Here is a 16,144-nt window from a genome sequence, read left to right on the forward strand (position 1 = left end):
AACACCCCTTATGCTGGACCCCCAATCCGTCGGCCTTGTCAGTGCCCAATGTGCCGAGTTCGATGAACCGTTCACCCTGCAAAGCGGTGCCGTGCTGCCACGCTATCGGCTGATGTATGAAACCTACGGCCAGCTCAATGCCGCGCGCTCCAATGCCATCCTGATCTGCCATGCATTGAGCGGCAATCACCATGTGGCCGGCCGCTATACGCCCGACGACAAATACCCGGGCTGGTGGGACAGCATGGTGGGCCCTGGCAAGCCGATCGATACCAATCGCTTTTTTGTGGTGGGGGTGAACAATCTGGGCGGCTGCCATGGCTCGACCGGGCCGTCCAGCGTGAATCCCGACAGCGGCAAGCCCTGGGGCTCGCGGTTTCCTGTGGTGGTGGTGAATGACTGGGTGCAGACCCAGGCGCGGCTGGCCGATCGGCTCGGCATCGAGCGCTGGGCGGCGGTGATCGGCGGCAGCCTCGGCGGCATGCAGGCGCTGCGCTGGACCGTGACTTACCCGCAGCGCATTCGCCATTGTCTGACCATTGCCTCGGCGCCCAAGCTTACCGCGCAGAATATTGCCTTCAATGATGTAGCGCGCAACGCCATCCTGGCCGACCCGGATTTTCACGGCGGCGACTACTACCAGCACGGCGTCCTGCCCAGGCGCGGGCTCAAGCTGGCGCGCATGCTTGGCCATATCACTTATCTGAGCGACGCCGGCATGGGCGGCAAGTTCGGTCGCCAGCACAAGTCCGGCGAATATCAGTTCGGCTACGACACCGAGTTCGAAATCGAAAGTTATCTGCGCTACCAGGGTGACCGCTTCGCCGATGTGTTCGATGCCAATACCTATCTGCTGATGACCAAGGCACTTGACTATTTCGACCCGGCGCGCCATTTCGGCGGCAGCCTGCCGGCCGCACTGGCAGCCACCGACGCGCGTTTTCTGGTGGTGGCATTCGACAGCGACTGGCGTTTTTCGCCCGATCGCTCCAAGGAAACCGTCAAGGCCCTGCTCGATGCCAAGAAGTCGGTCAGCTATGCCGAGATCAGCTCGGTGCATGGCCACGATGCTTTCCTGATGACCGATGAGCCTTATATGCGCCTGATGGATGCTTATCTGAAGCGGGTGGCGGATGAGGTTGGCACATGAGTAAGTACCAGGCGGCGCCGCGCGAACGGGTGCCCGACCAGCTACGCGGCATTGCCGCGCTGATGGTGGCGGCATTTCACTGCATCCTGCCGTTTTATGCGCAGCTGCAAGCCGTGCTGCCGGCCCCCCTGTTTCATGGCCTGTTTGCGCTGTGTAATGGCAGTGCCGGCGTGGTGCTGTTCTTTGTGCTGAGCGGCTATGTGCTGATGCCCTCGCTGGAGCGGATGGGCAAGCAGGGCCATGTCGCCCCGCGTTTCGTGCTGCGCCGCCTGTTCCGCATCGTGCCGCTATGGTGGCTGTCGGTCGGCATCGGCATGCTGCTGTTATTGCTGTTTCCTGGCGCGCGCTTACCGGGCGATCTGTCGGCCAGCCTGACCTTGCAGCCCGGCTGGACGCTTTTGTGGCAGAACCTGCTGTTTGGGCAGGTGCAGCTCAATCCGGTGGGCTGGACCTTGCAGATAGAGCTATTGGCCGTGCCCTTGCTCTATCTGGCTTGGACGCTATGCCGCCATCCACTGGCGCGCTGTGCCCTGTTCGGCCTGACCGTCGGCTTGCTGTACCGCTACCTGCTTACGCCACTGCTGCCGGGCATGTATTTTTTCCAATTCGCCTTCATGTTCGTGCTGGGTAGCGGTTTGCACTACCTGCTGCCCTGGCTGCATGGGCACAGTACTGCTGGTGTGCGCCAGCGCATCGCTGCTGCCGTATTGCCGCTCGGCGTGATGCTGTGGGTATTGCCTAGCAGCAAGTCTTTGGCCCAGCTGGTGCCCGGCTATTTCCTGGCTAGCGGGTGTGGCGCGACCCTGGTGTTGGCGGCAGCCCTGTCGCTGCCCTGGCCGAGCGGGCGGGCAAGTCGCTGGCTGGCGCAGCTTGGCGAGATTTCATACGGCTTTTATCTCTTGCACAGGCTGTGCCTGGTGGCGCTGGCGCTCGGCCTGCTGACCATTGCGCCAACGCTGGCGTCGCACCCGTTCCGCTTCAGCGGCTTGCTGTTACTGACTTCATTCCCGCTCGCCCTGTTGCTGGCGGCGCCCTTGTTCCGCTGGTTCGAGCGTCCTGCCATGGCTGCAGGGCGGGCTTTCGAGCAGCGCTGTTTCAAGCTGGACTCACGAAAGTCTGATGCGTATGTGTAACAGTCATTGCCTGGCTGGATTCCGGCCGGGTTTACCTTGCGGTGGAGAGTTTGCATGAAGCCTGTCACGGCCGCTGAAGGGCCGCGAGAGTTGGTGGCTGACCAGCTGCGGGCGATCGCTGCCCTGATGGTAGCGGCCTATCACTGCTTTCTCGGTTTTTACACGCTGATTGCCAAAGACTCGCCGGCCAGTCTGCTGGCGATTTTCATCCCGTTTAACGGATCGGCCGGCGTGTCGCTGTTTTTTGTGTTGAGCGGCTATATTCTGTTGCCCTCGCTGGATCGCTTGCGCGGCAAGTCGCTGGTCGCAGGGCGTTTCATCGTGCGCCGCCTGTTCAGGATATTGCCCGCCTGGTGGTTCAGCATCTGCCTGGGCGCCCTGTTTGCGTGGAGTTGTGCCACCGTGGCCCTGCCGGGCGAATGGTCGCTGGTGCGGGCGGAGCAGGGCTGGTGGTCGCTGTGGTTGCATAATGCCTTGCTGCTGGATGTCGGTCTGGGCAGTCATAATCTCAACCCGGTCGGCTGGACCTTGCAGGTAGAGATGCTTGCAGCACCGCTGATTTATTTGTTCTGGCGGATGCTGCAATCGTGGCCGCTCGCCGTGCTTCTGTCGGCATTGGCCCTGTGGGTGTTGTTCCACCATTTCGCCACACCTTGGCCGGGCGCGGTGTATTTTGCCCAGTTTGCCTTCATGTTTTTGCTGGGCGGCTGGCTCAGGCAGTGCCACCCTTATGTTGCTGCCTTGGCCGGTCGCCGGCGCTGGTTGGCGCTTGCCGCGATGCTGCCGGCGTTGGCGCTCTGGCTGGGGGCGAGTGCCAAGCCGCTATTGCAGCTGCACCCTGCGTATTTTCTGCTGGTCGGTGTCGGTGCGGCCGGGGTGCTGTTTGCAGCCGAATGGCTTTCTCTGGCGCCGGGCCGCCTGGGTCGCTGGCTTGGGTGGCTGGGGCTGGTGTCCTACAGTTTTTACCTGTTGCACTGGATGCTGATGCTGGCGATCGCTGCCGGCTTCTACCATCTGGCGCCTGCCTTGCTCGGCCATCCTGTGCTGTTTGGCGTGCTGCTATGTCTGAGCTCGATTCCGCTGGCGATCTGGCTGGCTGGTTTTTCCCATGACTGGATCGAGCAACCGGCCATACGCTGGGGCCGCCGTCTGGAAGCCCGCTTGTTCGGTGGCGCCTCTTGCGCGCCACCTCAGACCCTTACCCGTAGTGAATGATATGAATCCTGCAAGCCCTACCCTCCGCCCCGACCTGGCGCGCATCGCCAGCTGGATTGCCCCACAGACCCGTGTGCTCGACCTTGGTTGCGGCGATGGCGCCTTGCTGGCGCACCTGCGCGAGCAAAAGCAGGTGGCCGGCTATGGCGTGGAAATCGATATGGATGGGGTGATCGGCTGCGTGGCCAATGGCGTCAACGTGATCCAGCGCGACCTGGAATCGGGCCTGGCCGGTTTCGAGGCCAATAGCTTTGACTACGTGGTGCTGTCGCTCACCATCCAGTCGATGAAGCAGGTCGAATTGATTCTCGATGAAATGCTGCGGGTTGGTCGTACCGGCATCGTTACCTTTCCCAATTTCGGCTACTGGGAAAACCGCTGGCAGCTATTGTTTGGCCGCATGCCGGTGTCAGAGACCATTCCCTACCAGTGGTACGACACGCCGAATATCCACCTGTGCACGCTGGATGATTTCGACGACCTGGTGCGCGCACGTGGCGCACGGGTCAAGGCGAGCATGGTGCTGCACCAGGGCCAGCGCATCACCTTCTTGCCCAATCTGCGCGGCAGCCTCGCGCTGGTGCGCTTCGAGCGCGCGGAGCGATAGTGATGCTGGTACTGCAAACAGCCCGGCAGACCTTGCACTGCCTGGCCGAGGAACAATTATTCCTGCTGATCGAGTCGCCCGAGGCGCTGGCCTGCCTGCTCGGCTTGGCGGTGGCCGACGATTTGCTCGGTGCAGCCACTGAACTGGCCCTGCGCGGCAAGCTGCCGCGCCTGCGCCGCGCCAGCGCTGCCAATCTACCCTGGCGCAGCTATTGGCTGGTGGTCGAGCGCGCCAGCGCTACCATCATCGGTCTGGCCGGCTTTCGCTGTGAGCCCGATGCCGAGGGCGAAGTGGAATTAAGCTATGCCATCGCCCCGGCCTGGCGCGGCGCCGGTCATGCCAGCGAGGCGGGCGCCGCCCTGATCGGCTGGGCATTCAGCCAGCCCGGCTGCCGGGCGATCTGCGCCCACGGCGTGCGCCAGGACAACGCCGCTTCGCGCGCCGTGCTGGCGCGCTTGGGCTTGCGGCCGATTGGCTCTAATGGAGCTAGCGCCGATTATGGCTTGTCCAGGGCGGTCTACGCCGCAACTCACGGCGGCCCGTAGTTCGCCACTTACCTTTGCCTAATTTGGGGGCGCTTGATGTCCAGACCAACCGTGCAGGCTTGGCTAGACGATATCCGGATGGTAAATGAAACCAACCATTCGATCGTTCAAACAGTGCGGGCCCTGATGCGACAAACTATTGAGCCGCTTTCTGAAGAGCTCAAGTATGGAGGCATTCTGTTCGCCTCAGGATTACCGTTTGCCGGGGTATTCGCCTATCGAGCGCATGTCTCGGTGGAATTCAGTCATGGCGCGCGCATTCAGGACCCTTACGGATTTCTCGAAGGCAGCGGAAAAGGCCGGCGCCATATCAAGTTGACCGGCATCGAGCAGGTTCAGGAAAAACAGCTGGCGCACTACGTGTCGTTGGCGCTACACGTAACGAAGGAGACTGTATCGTGAAGTTTGGCTACACCATCATCTATGTGCCTGATGTGGCGGAATCGCTGGCTTTTTTTGAGCGCGCCTTTGGTTTGTCGCGGCGTTTTCTCCATGAATCGGGAAGCTATGGCGAGCTGGCAACCGGCGAAACCACCTTGGCATTCGCGTCCAATGAGCTGGGCAGGATGAATTTTCCAGCCGGTTTTATCGCGGCGAGCGCCTCCCCCTTGCCACTAGGGGTGGAAATTGCGCTGCTGACCGCCTTGGTGCCAGAAGCCCACGCCACGGCCCTGGCGGCCGGCGCGCAGGAGCTGGCAGCACCTGCGGCCAAGCCATGGGGGCAAGTCGTCTCCTATGTCCGCTGCCCCGATGGAACGGTGGTTGAACTGTGCACGCCGATGGAAGGATAAGTGCTGTTGACCACCGAATTCACCGCCCGCCTGCCGGGCCTGATCGACACTCTGGCCGAACAAGGCTGGGTGGTGTGCGATGACTTTCTGCATGCAGACGAAGTAGCGGCGCTGCGCGACGAGGCTGGCCGGCGCCTGGCCGCCGGTGCTTTCCACCGCGCCGGCGTCGGCCGGGCTGAGAGCCAGAGCGTGCGCGACGAGATTCGCGGCGACAGCGTGCTGTGGCTCGACCCGCAGCAGCCGGCACCAGCCGAGCAGGTGTATTGGCAGCGTATCGAAGCGCTGCAGCAAGCCTTGAACCGCGAACTGTTCCTCGGCATTCGCGAGGGCGAATTCCACTATGCGCAATATCCGGTCGGTGCCCACTACCAGCGCCATCTCGACCGCTTTCGCGATGATGATGCGCGGGTGATCTCGGCGGTCTGCTACCTCAACCCGGACTGGTGCGAAACCGACGGCGGCCAGCTCAGACTGTGGCTGGATACCGAAGGCCGCGCGGAATCCATCGACATCGCCCCGCAGGCCGGCCGCCTGCTGCTATTTCGCTCCGAGCGCTTCTGGCATGCCGTTCTGCCGGCACAACGAGAACGCTGGTCTTTGACGGGGTGGATGCGTAGGGGATGAGCCTTCAGGCCTAAACCCCAAACCTTGAACCACAGAGGGCACAGAGAACACAGAGGGGGCACAGAGAAGGGCGATGCTCTGTAGGGCGGGTTGGCTTTATCAACCCGCGCGGAATCGCAGGCGATAATCGAATTCCGCGCGGGTTCCCATCGAGAACCCGCCTTACCTGGCTTCCATGCTCGATTGACGTGCCTCATGAATAAGCCGTTCAATAATCTCTGTTTTTGCCTCTGAGTAAGCGTTCATATCAGGCCAGTCTTGCGCAGCTAATTCTTTTTTGATTTTCTGATACTCCGCTCTTCTGTCTGGATTCGAGCGCAAGTAGTTCCTAAGCAGAAGATAGCGTTCGATTTCAATACATCCTTTGCTGAATATGTGAATGTGTACGTCTCGCTGTTGAGTTCTAACCATTCTATGCTCAAAAAAATCTGGTTCTCTTACTCTTAACTGATAACCAACTTCAATTAATTTTGCAAGGTAGGTAGACTCGTTCGCGGCGTTTTCTACGACCACCACAATGTCTATAATTGGTTTGGCCGCCAGGCCGGGTACCGCTGTTGATCCAATGTGCTCGATCTGCAAGGCTGCGGTGCCTAACGCGCTTGAGATTGTCGCCTTGTGAAGTTCGAATTTCTTTTCCCATAGGGAGTCATAATCGACTATTTTGATTTCAGCTTTTTCGACTCCGCCAATCAGAACTTCATTCCCAGTCATTTTGATTCCTTTTGTTTCTTGGTCTTTAAATCATTGTTGGTATTTCGATATGTCGAAATATCAACAGATGGCATGGCGCCGATGTCGATTAACCTTCTGCTGCGAGTCCCAGTCCTGTAGGGCGGGTTGGCTTCTTCAATCCGCGCGGAATCGCAGGCGATAATCGAATTCCGCGCGGGTTCCCTTCGGGGCCCCGCCCTACCTGGCTGCTGCCGCCCTGTCTTAAAAAGCCCGCCCCCGGATTGCGCCTGCGGCTCCATCCAGGCTGCCAAGGCTAGCTACGGCGCCCCATTCCCGTCGGTTCTCGCCGAGCACCGCAGCGGCTTGCGGGGCAGTCCGGGGCCGCATGTCTGAGCCCGCGCAGCGGGCGAGTTCGGCCACGGCCGCAAGTGGCGAGGAGCGTAGGGAACCCGGCAAAGCCGGGCGAGGCCGTCGGGTCGCCTTTTCTTTCGGTACTTTCTTTTGGCGAAGCAAAAGAAAGTACCCCGGCTGCGGGCCGGGACCCGCTCCAAATCATTCGCGCCGCAGGCGCATAAGGCCGACATCGTTCAATCGGCGCAATGCGCTTCACTTCGCTTTCACCTTGTCGAGGATCGCACCTTACCGCCTTGGATGGGAGCAAGGCGGCTATCGCAACAAAGGCAATAGCGCTGCGCGAACGCGCGTCGAATGTGGTTCTTTTCATCAGGCAGGTGTGGCTACCTTGCTTTGTGTTGGCTCATTCTCCTCGCTGAACACGTCGGGATATTGACGGCCATACCATCCATCCACGCTCTCGTGGTCAAGGTTCACGAAGTGTTTGAAACCCTTTATCAGGATGATCAGGCTGCTTGCTATCGCGGTCAGCACGCCAAAGGCAGCATAGACTTCGTTGACCGACCAATGTGTCAGTGCCAGACCCGCGAGCGCGGGGCCGGCAGCAGCTGCGATCTGATTCAGCGTCATCGTGGCGCCGGACATGCGTGTACGGAAGGCTTTCGGGCGCGCCAGCATGCGATGCGTAAGTCCAACGAGCAATAGCGTGGCATTTGCCAGACCGCAAGCAACAAAGGCAATAAGCAGCAGCCAGGGTGACTGAGCCAGTCCGGCCACGGCCAAAGACAGTCCCAGTGCCAGCCCCGATGCAATTCGAGCGGCATACCTGCCGCAGCAGGCGATTATCTTTGCGGATAGATAGAACGAACCAGCAAGAATACCTACAGCCAAGCCAGCCTCACAACTGGCGAGCCAAGCACCAGAGAGCCCGAGGGCATGCACCTTCAACGGTACCAGCATGCCCACCGCGGGCGCGGCAAAAAGCCATGAAACGAAATTGATTAAGGACCAATAGCGCTCGATATGCACGGTCCACACGGCCTTGGCGCCGCGCATAAGATCGGTTTTCCAACGATGCAGCGGGCGAGTAGTGGCCGTGCTGCTGGCTGATCGGGACAGGCCAATGTTGCGGGTAAATGCAATGGCAACAAGCGGCAATATGGCGTGAAGCCACAGCGCCGCCTTGCTGCCGAATGTCGCAATAACCGCTCCTGCAACAACGGGGCCGACAAGGCGGCCAAGCGATTGAATGCCTTTTTGCAGGCTGACAGCGTGTGTCAGCGTGTTCGGCTCAAGCAAATCAGCCGGAGCATTTGACATGATCGGGGCGACAAGCGAATAGCAGGCAACACCACCCATCTCGAGCACGACCAGTAAGGCAATGTTGTAGTGGTCAATCGTTGCGAGTAGCGCAATGACTAGCGACTCAATTGTGTAAAGCAGCAAGCCGAACATAACCAGTTGTTGCTTGGGCAGGCGATCGCCCAGTGGCGATAGGGCTGGCATGGCAATAAAGGTCATTAGCGCGACAGCCGATGCGAAAACAGCAAGATCGCGCGCTCCGCCATTCAAGGCAATCAGCCAGGGCAATACGACTTGAGCTACCGACGTCGACATCAGGATAAGTGAGTCGGCTACCAGAAAACGCCGGAATGGCGCAGGGAGGCTGAAAAATGTTTTCAATGGGTCGGTTTTTCCGTGAAGCAACGCAATTGATCGATCGGAATGCTTGAAATCCTGCAGGGCGGGTTGGCTTCATCAAACCGCGCGGAAACGCAGGCGAAAATCGAATTCGGCGCGGGTTCCCTTCGGGGACCCTCCCTACCTGCCTGTCGGGAGTTTGCAGCAAAGCCAGAAAAGGCGAGGGCGGTCCGCTCATCTCTCGCCCTTCTCCGCGCCCCCTCTGTGTTCTCTGTGCCCTCTGTGGTTCAAGGTGTACGGTTTTGCCTTGAAAACAACCGCAGCCTGGCCTTGTGCCCTGCGGATGCAGAACCCGGATTGCGCTTGCGGCTCCATCCGGGCTGCCAAGGCCACAACGCCCCGGTTCGCTCATGCGGCCGGGGCGTCGTGTTTCTTGCCTGCCATGCGTTTGCAGCAAGGTCAGGAAAGGCGAGGGCGGCCCGCCCATCTCTGGCTTTTCTCCGTGCTCCCTCTGTGCCCTCTGTGGTTCAAGGTGTGGGGTTTTGGCGTTCAGCAAACTTAGCCACGCAGCTTGCGCGACAGCCAGCGCAGTGGCTTGGTGATGCGCCAGGATAGCGAGCCCTGCAGTACTGCATGGGCATGGCGTTCGGCGTCCAGCGCGGCTTGCAGGCCATTGGCGCGGCCGTTGAGGTCCTCGATGCGCAGGTTCTGGTGGTGGATGGTGGCCAGCTGCTCATTGACGCGCTGCTGGCGCTCTTCCAGTTGCAGATGCTGCTGGTGGATGATGGCGGCCATTCGCGCCGTTTCCAGCTGCAGCTGCTGGATATCGCCCTGCAGATGGCTGATCGAGGCATCCTTGCCGAGAATCTGCCGGTGCATTTCATCTTGCAGATTGGCGATCACCGAATCCTTTTCGCTGATGCTCGAATGCAGGATCAGCTGCAGATTGCGGATCTGCCCATCTTTTTGCTCGCAGGCGGCGGCCAGTTGCTGCTGCAGATTGTCGATCAGCGGCTGCAGGGTGGCGACGGTGCCCTGCATGGTCTGGACCGCCTGGCTGCGTTCCGCCACCGTCTGGTTGAGAATGTTGACGTGATGCTCGTGTACCTTGGCCGCTTCGGCCAGCAGGTCGGCGCGCTGGGCGCTCAAGTCGGCAGTCTGCTGCACCAGCTGTAGCTGCTGCTGCGCCTGGGCAATGCCCTGTACCAGCTGCTGGCGGTGGGCATCGACGCTGGCCAGGCTTTCCTCCAGCCGGCCGGCATAGCGGCCGCGCATATATTCATCGGAAAACCGCGCCAGCTCCTCATTGCTGGCGCGCGGCAACCACTGGCGCAGCAGGCTGAGCATGGCATCGCTGCGGCGGGTTTCGATTTCATGGGCACCCGAGCCGATGGCCGGGTTGAGCCGATACACTGCCGACACACCGGGAATATGGCGGAAGTCGCCATGGCGCGATAGCTGCAGCCAGAAGTCCCAGTCTTCATACAGCGGGCGCTCGGCATCGAAGCGGCAGCCCAGTTGCTTGATGCGGCTGGAAAACAGCACGGCGTGGATGGGCAGGAAGTTGCTCAGGAAGAGTTGGGCCGAGTCATAGGCTTGATCCCACACCTCATCCTTGGCTTCCTTGTTCGGGCCGACGGCACGCACGCCGGTATAGCTGGCCAGCACCGCCGGCTGCTGCTGGCAGCCCTTTACCAGCTTGGCGATATGGTCGGGCTCCAGCCAGTCGTCGTCATCCAGGAAGATCAGCCAGTCGCCTTGGGCATGGTCGATGGCGGCATTGGCGGCCTTGGGCCGGGTCAGCGGCTGGCCGGTTTCCACCAGGCGGATCGGGAAGCGGCCATGGCTGGTTGGCAGCGGGCTATGGGCACCACCGGTGACATTGACCAGCACGATTTCAATATGCGGATAAGTCTGCGCCGCCACCGAATCGAGCGCTTCGCCCAGCGTTGCGCGGTCGGCGCTGCGTATCAGCACGCTTACCAGCGGCAGGGCGGAAGGGTGTGCCGGCGCATCCAATCGTGCGGCGTGCAGGGCGATGGCGGCACTCAGTGTTGATGCGGTGTGCACGCTATAGGCTTCGGCCGCTGTTGCGGGTGCCGGCAGGGTCAGCGCCCGGTAGCGATTGAGTGCTGCGGTCTGCTCCACTTGCCGCGCCAGCGTGGCATCGGCGCTCATTGGCTGGCAGGCCGCCTGCTTGGCTGGCAGCGCATTGCTGATATCCAGCAGCAGATTGGCCGCGCTGGCGGCGGCAATTTCATATTGGGCAAGCTGGATGTCGCCACCATGGCGCCGCACGGCCTCCATCACTGCCAGCGCCACGCTGCGCCGCGCGGCATCGGGCTCGCTGGCCGACGGGGCATAGACAATGGCAATAGATTGCGCGGCCAGCTCGGCACCAATGCGCTCGATCAAGGCCTCGCCGTACTCCAGCTGCCCGCCGCCCAGCTGCCAGTCGCTGCGCTGGCTGAAGGCCAAAGGCGAAGCGGCGCTGTGTGGCTGACCGAGGCAGACCAGGGCGACCGGTTCTTGGCGCGCCAGATGCGACAGGATGGCGCCGCCGCAGCCCAGGGTTTCATCGCCGCCGTGTGTGGCAAATACCAGGGCGGGGCCGTGAGCGAGACGTGTAGTTGATTGCATGGGTACTGAGCTGCTTTCCATCAGGGTGTATTCAAGGCGGCCAAGCCCGCGCCGGGCGCCGTCGATAAAGGGGGCGATTATCGCGTGTTGTGCCGGCGATACCAATGCCTGTTTATGTGCAGGCAGCCAGCAATACTGCATGGCGAAACTGTGAAGAAATCGATAGCAGCCGGCGCCAAGGCGGTGTCCACTGGGCGAGATGGTCAAGCCAAGTCAGTGCGGCGCAAAAACAAGCCTCGATTTGTGCGGCCAGCTTGGGCAAAATCCGCTGTTTACTTTTTTGCAGGCCCGCTTCATGGATATGCACCGCCAAATGTTGTCGATTGCACGGCAGCATGCCGATTTGCCGCCGCTCGTTGCATTGGGTGTCGAGCTGTCCGGCCAGAGCGCGCAGATGGCAATGCTGGAGGAATCCGCCCGCCGCAATCCCGATGGGGCGCCGTACTACCAAGGCCTGCAAACTGTTCTGGGGCTCAATGCTCATTACCAAGCGCTGTGTGCACGCGATCTGTCTGCGCTGACTGTCGATGAACAGGTCCAGCTGTGGCTGGAGCGCTGCACCGTGCTGCAAAAGCTGCAGCGCCATAGTGAAGCCTGTTTTGCTTTGCAACATGTGCTGGCCCTCAAGCCAGCAGATCTCGATGCTTCCTGCGCGCTGGCCGCCTTGCTCGGGCGCCTGGGCCGGCATCTGGAGGCGGTTGGCGTGTTCGATCGCCTGCTGGCGGCGCAACCCGATTTGCCGCTGGCCCATAGCCGGCGCGGCGAATGCCTGCTGCAAAGCGGCAATCTGGCGGCGGCGCAAGCCTCGTTCGAGCGCGCACTGGCGCTGTCGCCCGAACACGCCGATGCGGTCATCGGCCTGGCGCAGACTCTGAACGCGCTGGGGCAGCCGGCACAAGCGCTGCGCCTGCTCGACCGTATCACCCCGCCTGCCGATGCGGCCTGGTGGTCGGTGCATGGGGCGGCATCGGCGGCCTGCGGTCAGATCGAAGCGGCGCTGGACGACTGGTACCAGGCGCTGGCGATCAACCCCGATCATCAACCCAGCGTGCAGGCGAGGCTGGCGGCACTGGCGCAATTGGCCGAGGCCAGTCCGGTCGATGCGGCGCCGGCAGCCATTGCGCCGGCTGATGGTCAGCCCATGGTGTCGGTGATCCTCGCTTGCCGCAGTGCCGAATGGGGCGCGCAGGCCAAGGCGGCCTACACCGCATTGCTGGGCGAACACCCGCATGAAATCCTGCTGATCGATGATGCCGGCTCGCTCAGCGAGGCATACAACCGTGGCAGTGCAGCCAGCAGGGGCGAGCTGCTGATCTATAGCCATGAAGGCGTGTCGGTGCTTAGCGCCGATATGCTGGGCATTGTGCTGGCACAGCTGCAGCAGTTCGACCTGCTCGGCGTGGCCGGCAGCACCCGCTTGCAGAATCCGGACTGGGAGTTGGGCGGGCAGGCTTATTTGCGCGGCATGGTGGCCGATCAGACCGATACCGGTGCTATCCGCATGACCGTATTCAATCTGGACCGGCCGATTGCGCCCGATATCGAGCTGCTGGATGAGCGTTGGCTGGCAGTGCGGCGCGCGGTGTGGCAGGCCACGCCGTTCGATGAGGCGCAGTTCGATGGCTGGGCCATGCAGGGCGCGGATTTCAGCTTTCGCGCCATCAAACAGGGTTTCAAGGCCGGGGTGGCCGGCAATCTGCTCACCTTGCGCTCGCCGGCTAAACACGATGCCGATGCGCGCTATGCCAACCGCTTCCGCCATAAGCATGCCTGCGACTTGGCGGTGCGCCAGCCCCTGCTGGTAGAGGCGCAGCGCCGTAACCAGGTTACCGTGTCGAGCGAGGCAGCGGCGCGTGCCTTCGGCCTCTTGGCGCTGAAGTGGCTGCCCTTGCAGCAAGAGGTGGATGATTACCAGCGCTGGCTGCGCCGCTACTATCCGGATAGCGAATCGCTGCTCGATGCGCAGCGCGAGGCGGCGGCAGCGCTGGCCTACCAGCCGCTGATTTCGGTGCTGGTGCCGGTATGGAACCCGCCGGTGCACTGGCTGGCCCGCGCCATCGACAGCGTGCGCGCCCAGACCTATGGCAACTGGCAGCTATGCATCGCCGACGATGCCTCCACCGACCCGGAGGTGGCAAAAGTCCTGCGCGACTATATGCAGCGCGACTCGCGCATCCAGGTGGCGTTCCGGCAGCAGAACGGCCATATCTCGGCGGCATCGAATTCGGCGCTGGAGCTGGTACAGGGCGAATTTGTCGCCCTGCTCGACCATGACGACGAGTTATCACCGCAAGCGCTGTACTGGGTGGCCAAGGAGCTCAATCGCGACCCGGAGCTGGGCTTGATCTATTCGGACGAGGACAAGGTCGATGAAGCCGGCGTGCGCCATCACCCTTATTTCAAGCCGGACTGGAACCCTGATCTATTCCTGTCGCAGAACATGATTTCGCATCTGGGCGTGTATCGCAGCAGCTTGCTGCGTGATATCGGCGGCTTTCGTATCGGCCTGGAAGGCTCGCAGGATTACGATCTGGCGCTGCGCTGCATCGAGCGTCTCTCGCCCAGGCAGATTGCCCATATTCCGCGCGTGCTTTATCACTGGCGCACCCTGGCAAACAGCACCGCATCGGGCGCCGAAGCCAAGCCCTATGCCAGCAATGCCGGCCGCCGCGCCCTGGAAGAGCATCTGGCGCGTACCGGCATCAGCGCGCAAATGGAGCCGGTGGCAGAGAATGCCACCTTCCACCGCATCCGCTATGCCTTGCCGTCCCAGCCGCCGCTGGTCAGCATCATCATCCCGACCCGCAATGGCCTCGATGTGTTGCGTCCCTGTATCGACAGCCTGAAGGCGACCGATTACCCGAACCGGGAAATCCTCATCATCGACAACGGCAGCGACGATGCCGAAACGCTGGCCTATATGGCGCAGCTGGCCAGCGAGCCGGGCTACCGCGTGTTGCGCGACGATGGCCCGTTCAACTACTCGGCGCTGAACAACGGCGCCGCCAGGCAGGCGCGCGGCGAGCTGATCTGCCTACTCAATAACGATATCGAGGCGATCAATGCTGACTGGCTGAGCGAGATGGTGGCGCAGGCGCTGCGCCCCGGCATCGGCGCGGTGGGGGCACGGCTGTGGTATCCGGACGATACCTTGCAGCATGGCGGCGTATTGCTGATCCGCGGTGTGGCCGGGCACGCCCATGTCAATCTGCTCAAGGGCCATGGCGGCTATTTTGGCCGCGCCGTGGTCACCCAGAATCTGTCGGCGGTCACTGCTGCCTGCCTGGTGATCCGCAAGGCCATCTACGACGAGGTGGGCGGCCTGGACGAAGACCTGGCGGTGGCATTCAATGATGTCGACTTCTGCCTGCGCGTGCAGCGCGCCGGCTACCGCAATCTGTGGACGCCATTTGCCGAGCTGTATCACCATGAATCCAAGAGCCGTGGCCATGAAGACACGCCAGCCAAGCAGGCGCGCTTTAGCCGTGAGGTCGACTTCATGAAAGCGCGCTGGGGCAATTTGCTGAACAATGACCCGGCCTACAACCCCAATCTGACCTTGACTGGCGACCCTTATTCCCTGGCGTGGCCGCCACGGCAGCTCAGGCATTGATCTTCGGCCTTGTACTGCAATAAAGCGTTGTCAGTGCAATGGCTGGTTTGCAGGATAATCTGCTTTGTTTCTTATGATTTTGATTTGTGAGGTATGGCATGTTTTTTACCCGGTCCGGGCAAAATAATATTGATTTGCTGCGCTGTCTTGCCGTGATGGCGGTATTCATTCATCACGCCCAGGTGACGTTTGGCGGCGCTGTGCCGTTTTTCGGTGACTATGGTGGTCAGTTTGGCCCGCAAATGTTTTTTTTGATCAGCGGCTATCTGATATCTGCCAGTGCCATCAAATACAATATCCGCCAGTATATTGTCCATCGCTGCTTCCGTATCTTCCCGGCGTATTGGTTGTTCTTTGTCGGCATCGGGGTCTATGTCGGTGCGCTGACGCTGGCCAGCATTTCGGCAAAGCCATGGCATTTCATCAGCAATATGGTGTTGCTGCAGCATCTGTTTCCGGAAGCGCTCAAGGGCATGGATGTGCTGCATGTCACCTGGACCCTGACGGTGGAAGTGCTCTGGTACGCCTTGTTGCCGCTACTGCTGCTGCTGTTCAAGCGTATCGACTTCAAGGTGGTGGTGGCTGCCACGCTGCTGTCGACTGCCTATGTGTATGGTGCAGGCAAAGGCGTGTTCGACTTTGTGTTTCCGAGTATCGCCAAAGATCAAGGCATGCATTTCCTGTTTCTGGAAAACAATTTCCTTGGCCAGCTGTGCTTCTTTGTGTATGGGGCGTATATCTATCAGCAGCGTGAATGGCTGAAGACCTTCAATCCGGTCGGGATGTGCTGTCTGGCGATGCTGATGTTTGTGCTGCGGCCGTATTATTTCGCCATCATGAATCCTATTTTCTTCACCGGAATTGCGCTGTCGGCATTATTCATTGTTGCCATCGCTTGCCCACCATGGCAATTCCGGCCGGCGCATTTCATTTCTGAAATTTCCTACTCGATTTATTTGTGTCATTTCCCTATTTTGCTGTACGTGCGTCATGTCCGTCAGGTAGAGGGTTTCTCCGGCGCACTGCTCGGCCTGGCGCTGACCTTGCTGGTGTCGATCGTGTCGTATGCGTTGGTGGAACGGCCTGGCATTGCCTTGGGCAAACGGATTGCCGATCGTCTCAAGTAGTGCAGACTGGAGCGGCCGGGGCCGCTCCA

The 16,144-nt window shown here is 60.9% G+C and carries 13 protein-coding genes; 10 read left to right on the plus strand and 3 right to left on the minus strand.

Going from position 1 to position 16,144, the window contains the following annotated elements; all coding sequences use genetic code 11:
• Positions 1-10: 10 nt before the first annotated feature.
• The 8 genes from ACE3OH_RS00685 to ACE3OH_RS00720 are packed head-to-tail and all read left to right on the plus strand — an operon-like array spanning position 11 to position 6,065.
• Positions 11-1,150, plus strand: coding sequence for a homoserine O-acetyltransferase (locus ACE3OH_RS00685; protein ID WP_374347176.1), 1,140 nt, complete (start codon positions 11-13; stop codon positions 1,148-1,150).
• The gene (locus tag ACE3OH_RS00690) at positions 1,147-2,283 is read left to right on the plus strand and encodes an acyltransferase family protein (RefSeq protein WP_374347178.1); all 1,137 of its coding nucleotides are present in this window, start codon (positions 1,147-1,149) and stop codon (positions 2,281-2,283) included. Before ACE3OH_RS00685 ends, ACE3OH_RS00690 begins: the two co-directional genes overlap by 4 nt.
• Positions 2,284-2,337: 54 nt before the next feature.
• Positions 2,338-3,498, plus strand: a complete 1,161-nt coding sequence (locus ACE3OH_RS00695; RefSeq protein WP_374347180.1) for an acyltransferase family protein — start codon at positions 2,338-2,340, stop codon at positions 3,496-3,498.
• A 1-nt stretch (position 3,499) separates the two neighbouring features.
• Positions 3,500-4,105, plus strand: coding sequence for a methionine biosynthesis protein MetW (gene metW, locus ACE3OH_RS00700; RefSeq protein ID WP_374347182.1), 606 nt, complete (start codon positions 3,500-3,502; stop codon positions 4,103-4,105).
• Positions 4,106-4,107: 2 nt separating this feature from the next.
• A complete protein-coding gene (locus tag ACE3OH_RS00705) occupies positions 4,108-4,650 on the plus strand; it encodes a GNAT family N-acetyltransferase (RefSeq protein ID WP_374347184.1) in 543 nt (180 codons plus the stop codon).
• 36 nt (positions 4,651-4,686) lie between these two features.
• Positions 4,687-5,052 (plus strand): DUF1801 domain-containing protein, encoded by a 366-nt coding sequence (locus ACE3OH_RS00710; protein ID WP_374347187.1) that lies wholly within the window; start codon positions 4,687-4,689, stop codon positions 5,050-5,052.
• The gene (locus tag ACE3OH_RS00715) at positions 5,049-5,441 is read left to right on the plus strand and encodes a VOC family protein (RefSeq protein ID WP_374347190.1); all 393 of its coding nucleotides are present in this window, start codon (positions 5,049-5,051) and stop codon (positions 5,439-5,441) included. The genes ACE3OH_RS00710 and ACE3OH_RS00715 overlap by 4 nt, the downstream gene beginning before the upstream one ends.
• Positions 5,442-6,065 (plus strand): 2OG-Fe(II) oxygenase, encoded by a 624-nt coding sequence (locus tag ACE3OH_RS00720; RefSeq protein WP_374347193.1) that lies wholly within the window; start codon positions 5,442-5,444, stop codon positions 6,063-6,065. It begins immediately after the preceding gene.
• A gap of 162 nt (positions 6,066-6,227) precedes the next feature.
• Here the strand turns inward: ACE3OH_RS00720 and ACE3OH_RS00725 are convergent, their stop codons facing one another.
• From ACE3OH_RS00725 to ACE3OH_RS00735, 3 genes are all read right to left on the minus strand, one after another.
• Entirely contained in the window at positions 6,228-6,779 is a 552-nt protein-coding gene (locus ACE3OH_RS00725; RefSeq protein ID WP_374347195.1) for a GrpB family protein, read from the minus strand.
• A 684-nt stretch (positions 6,780-7,463) separates the two neighbouring features.
• On the minus strand, positions 7,464-8,777 hold the full coding sequence (locus ACE3OH_RS00730; protein ID WP_374347197.1) for an MFS transporter: 1,314 nt from the start codon (positions 8,775-8,777) through the stop codon (positions 7,464-7,466).
• A gap of 516 nt (positions 8,778-9,293) precedes the next feature.
• Positions 9,294-11,375, minus strand: coding sequence for a glycosyltransferase (locus ACE3OH_RS00735; RefSeq protein WP_374347199.1), 2,082 nt, complete (start codon positions 11,373-11,375; stop codon positions 9,294-9,296).
• A 295-nt stretch (positions 11,376-11,670) separates the two neighbouring features.
• Here ACE3OH_RS00735 and ACE3OH_RS00740 point away from each other — a divergent pair, with 295 nt between their 5' ends.
• Complete coding sequence (locus tag ACE3OH_RS00740; protein ID WP_374347201.1) at positions 11,671-14,988, plus strand: glycosyltransferase; 3,318 nt, start codon at positions 11,671-11,673, stop codon at positions 14,986-14,988.
• A 155-nt stretch (positions 14,989-15,143) separates the two neighbouring features.
• Positions 15,144-16,115 carry an acyltransferase family protein gene (locus ACE3OH_RS00745; RefSeq protein ID WP_374347218.1) on the plus strand — a complete coding sequence of 324 codons (972 nt, stop codon included), beginning with the start codon at positions 15,144-15,146 and terminating at the stop codon, positions 16,113-16,115.
• The last annotated feature ends 29 nt before the right edge of the window (positions 16,116-16,144 follow it).

Origin of the sequence: Chitinimonas sp. (assembly GCF_041904975.1) — a bacterium.
In the GTDB taxonomy this organism is placed as follows: domain Bacteria; phylum Pseudomonadota; class Gammaproteobacteria; order Burkholderiales; family Chitinimonadaceae; genus Chitinimonas.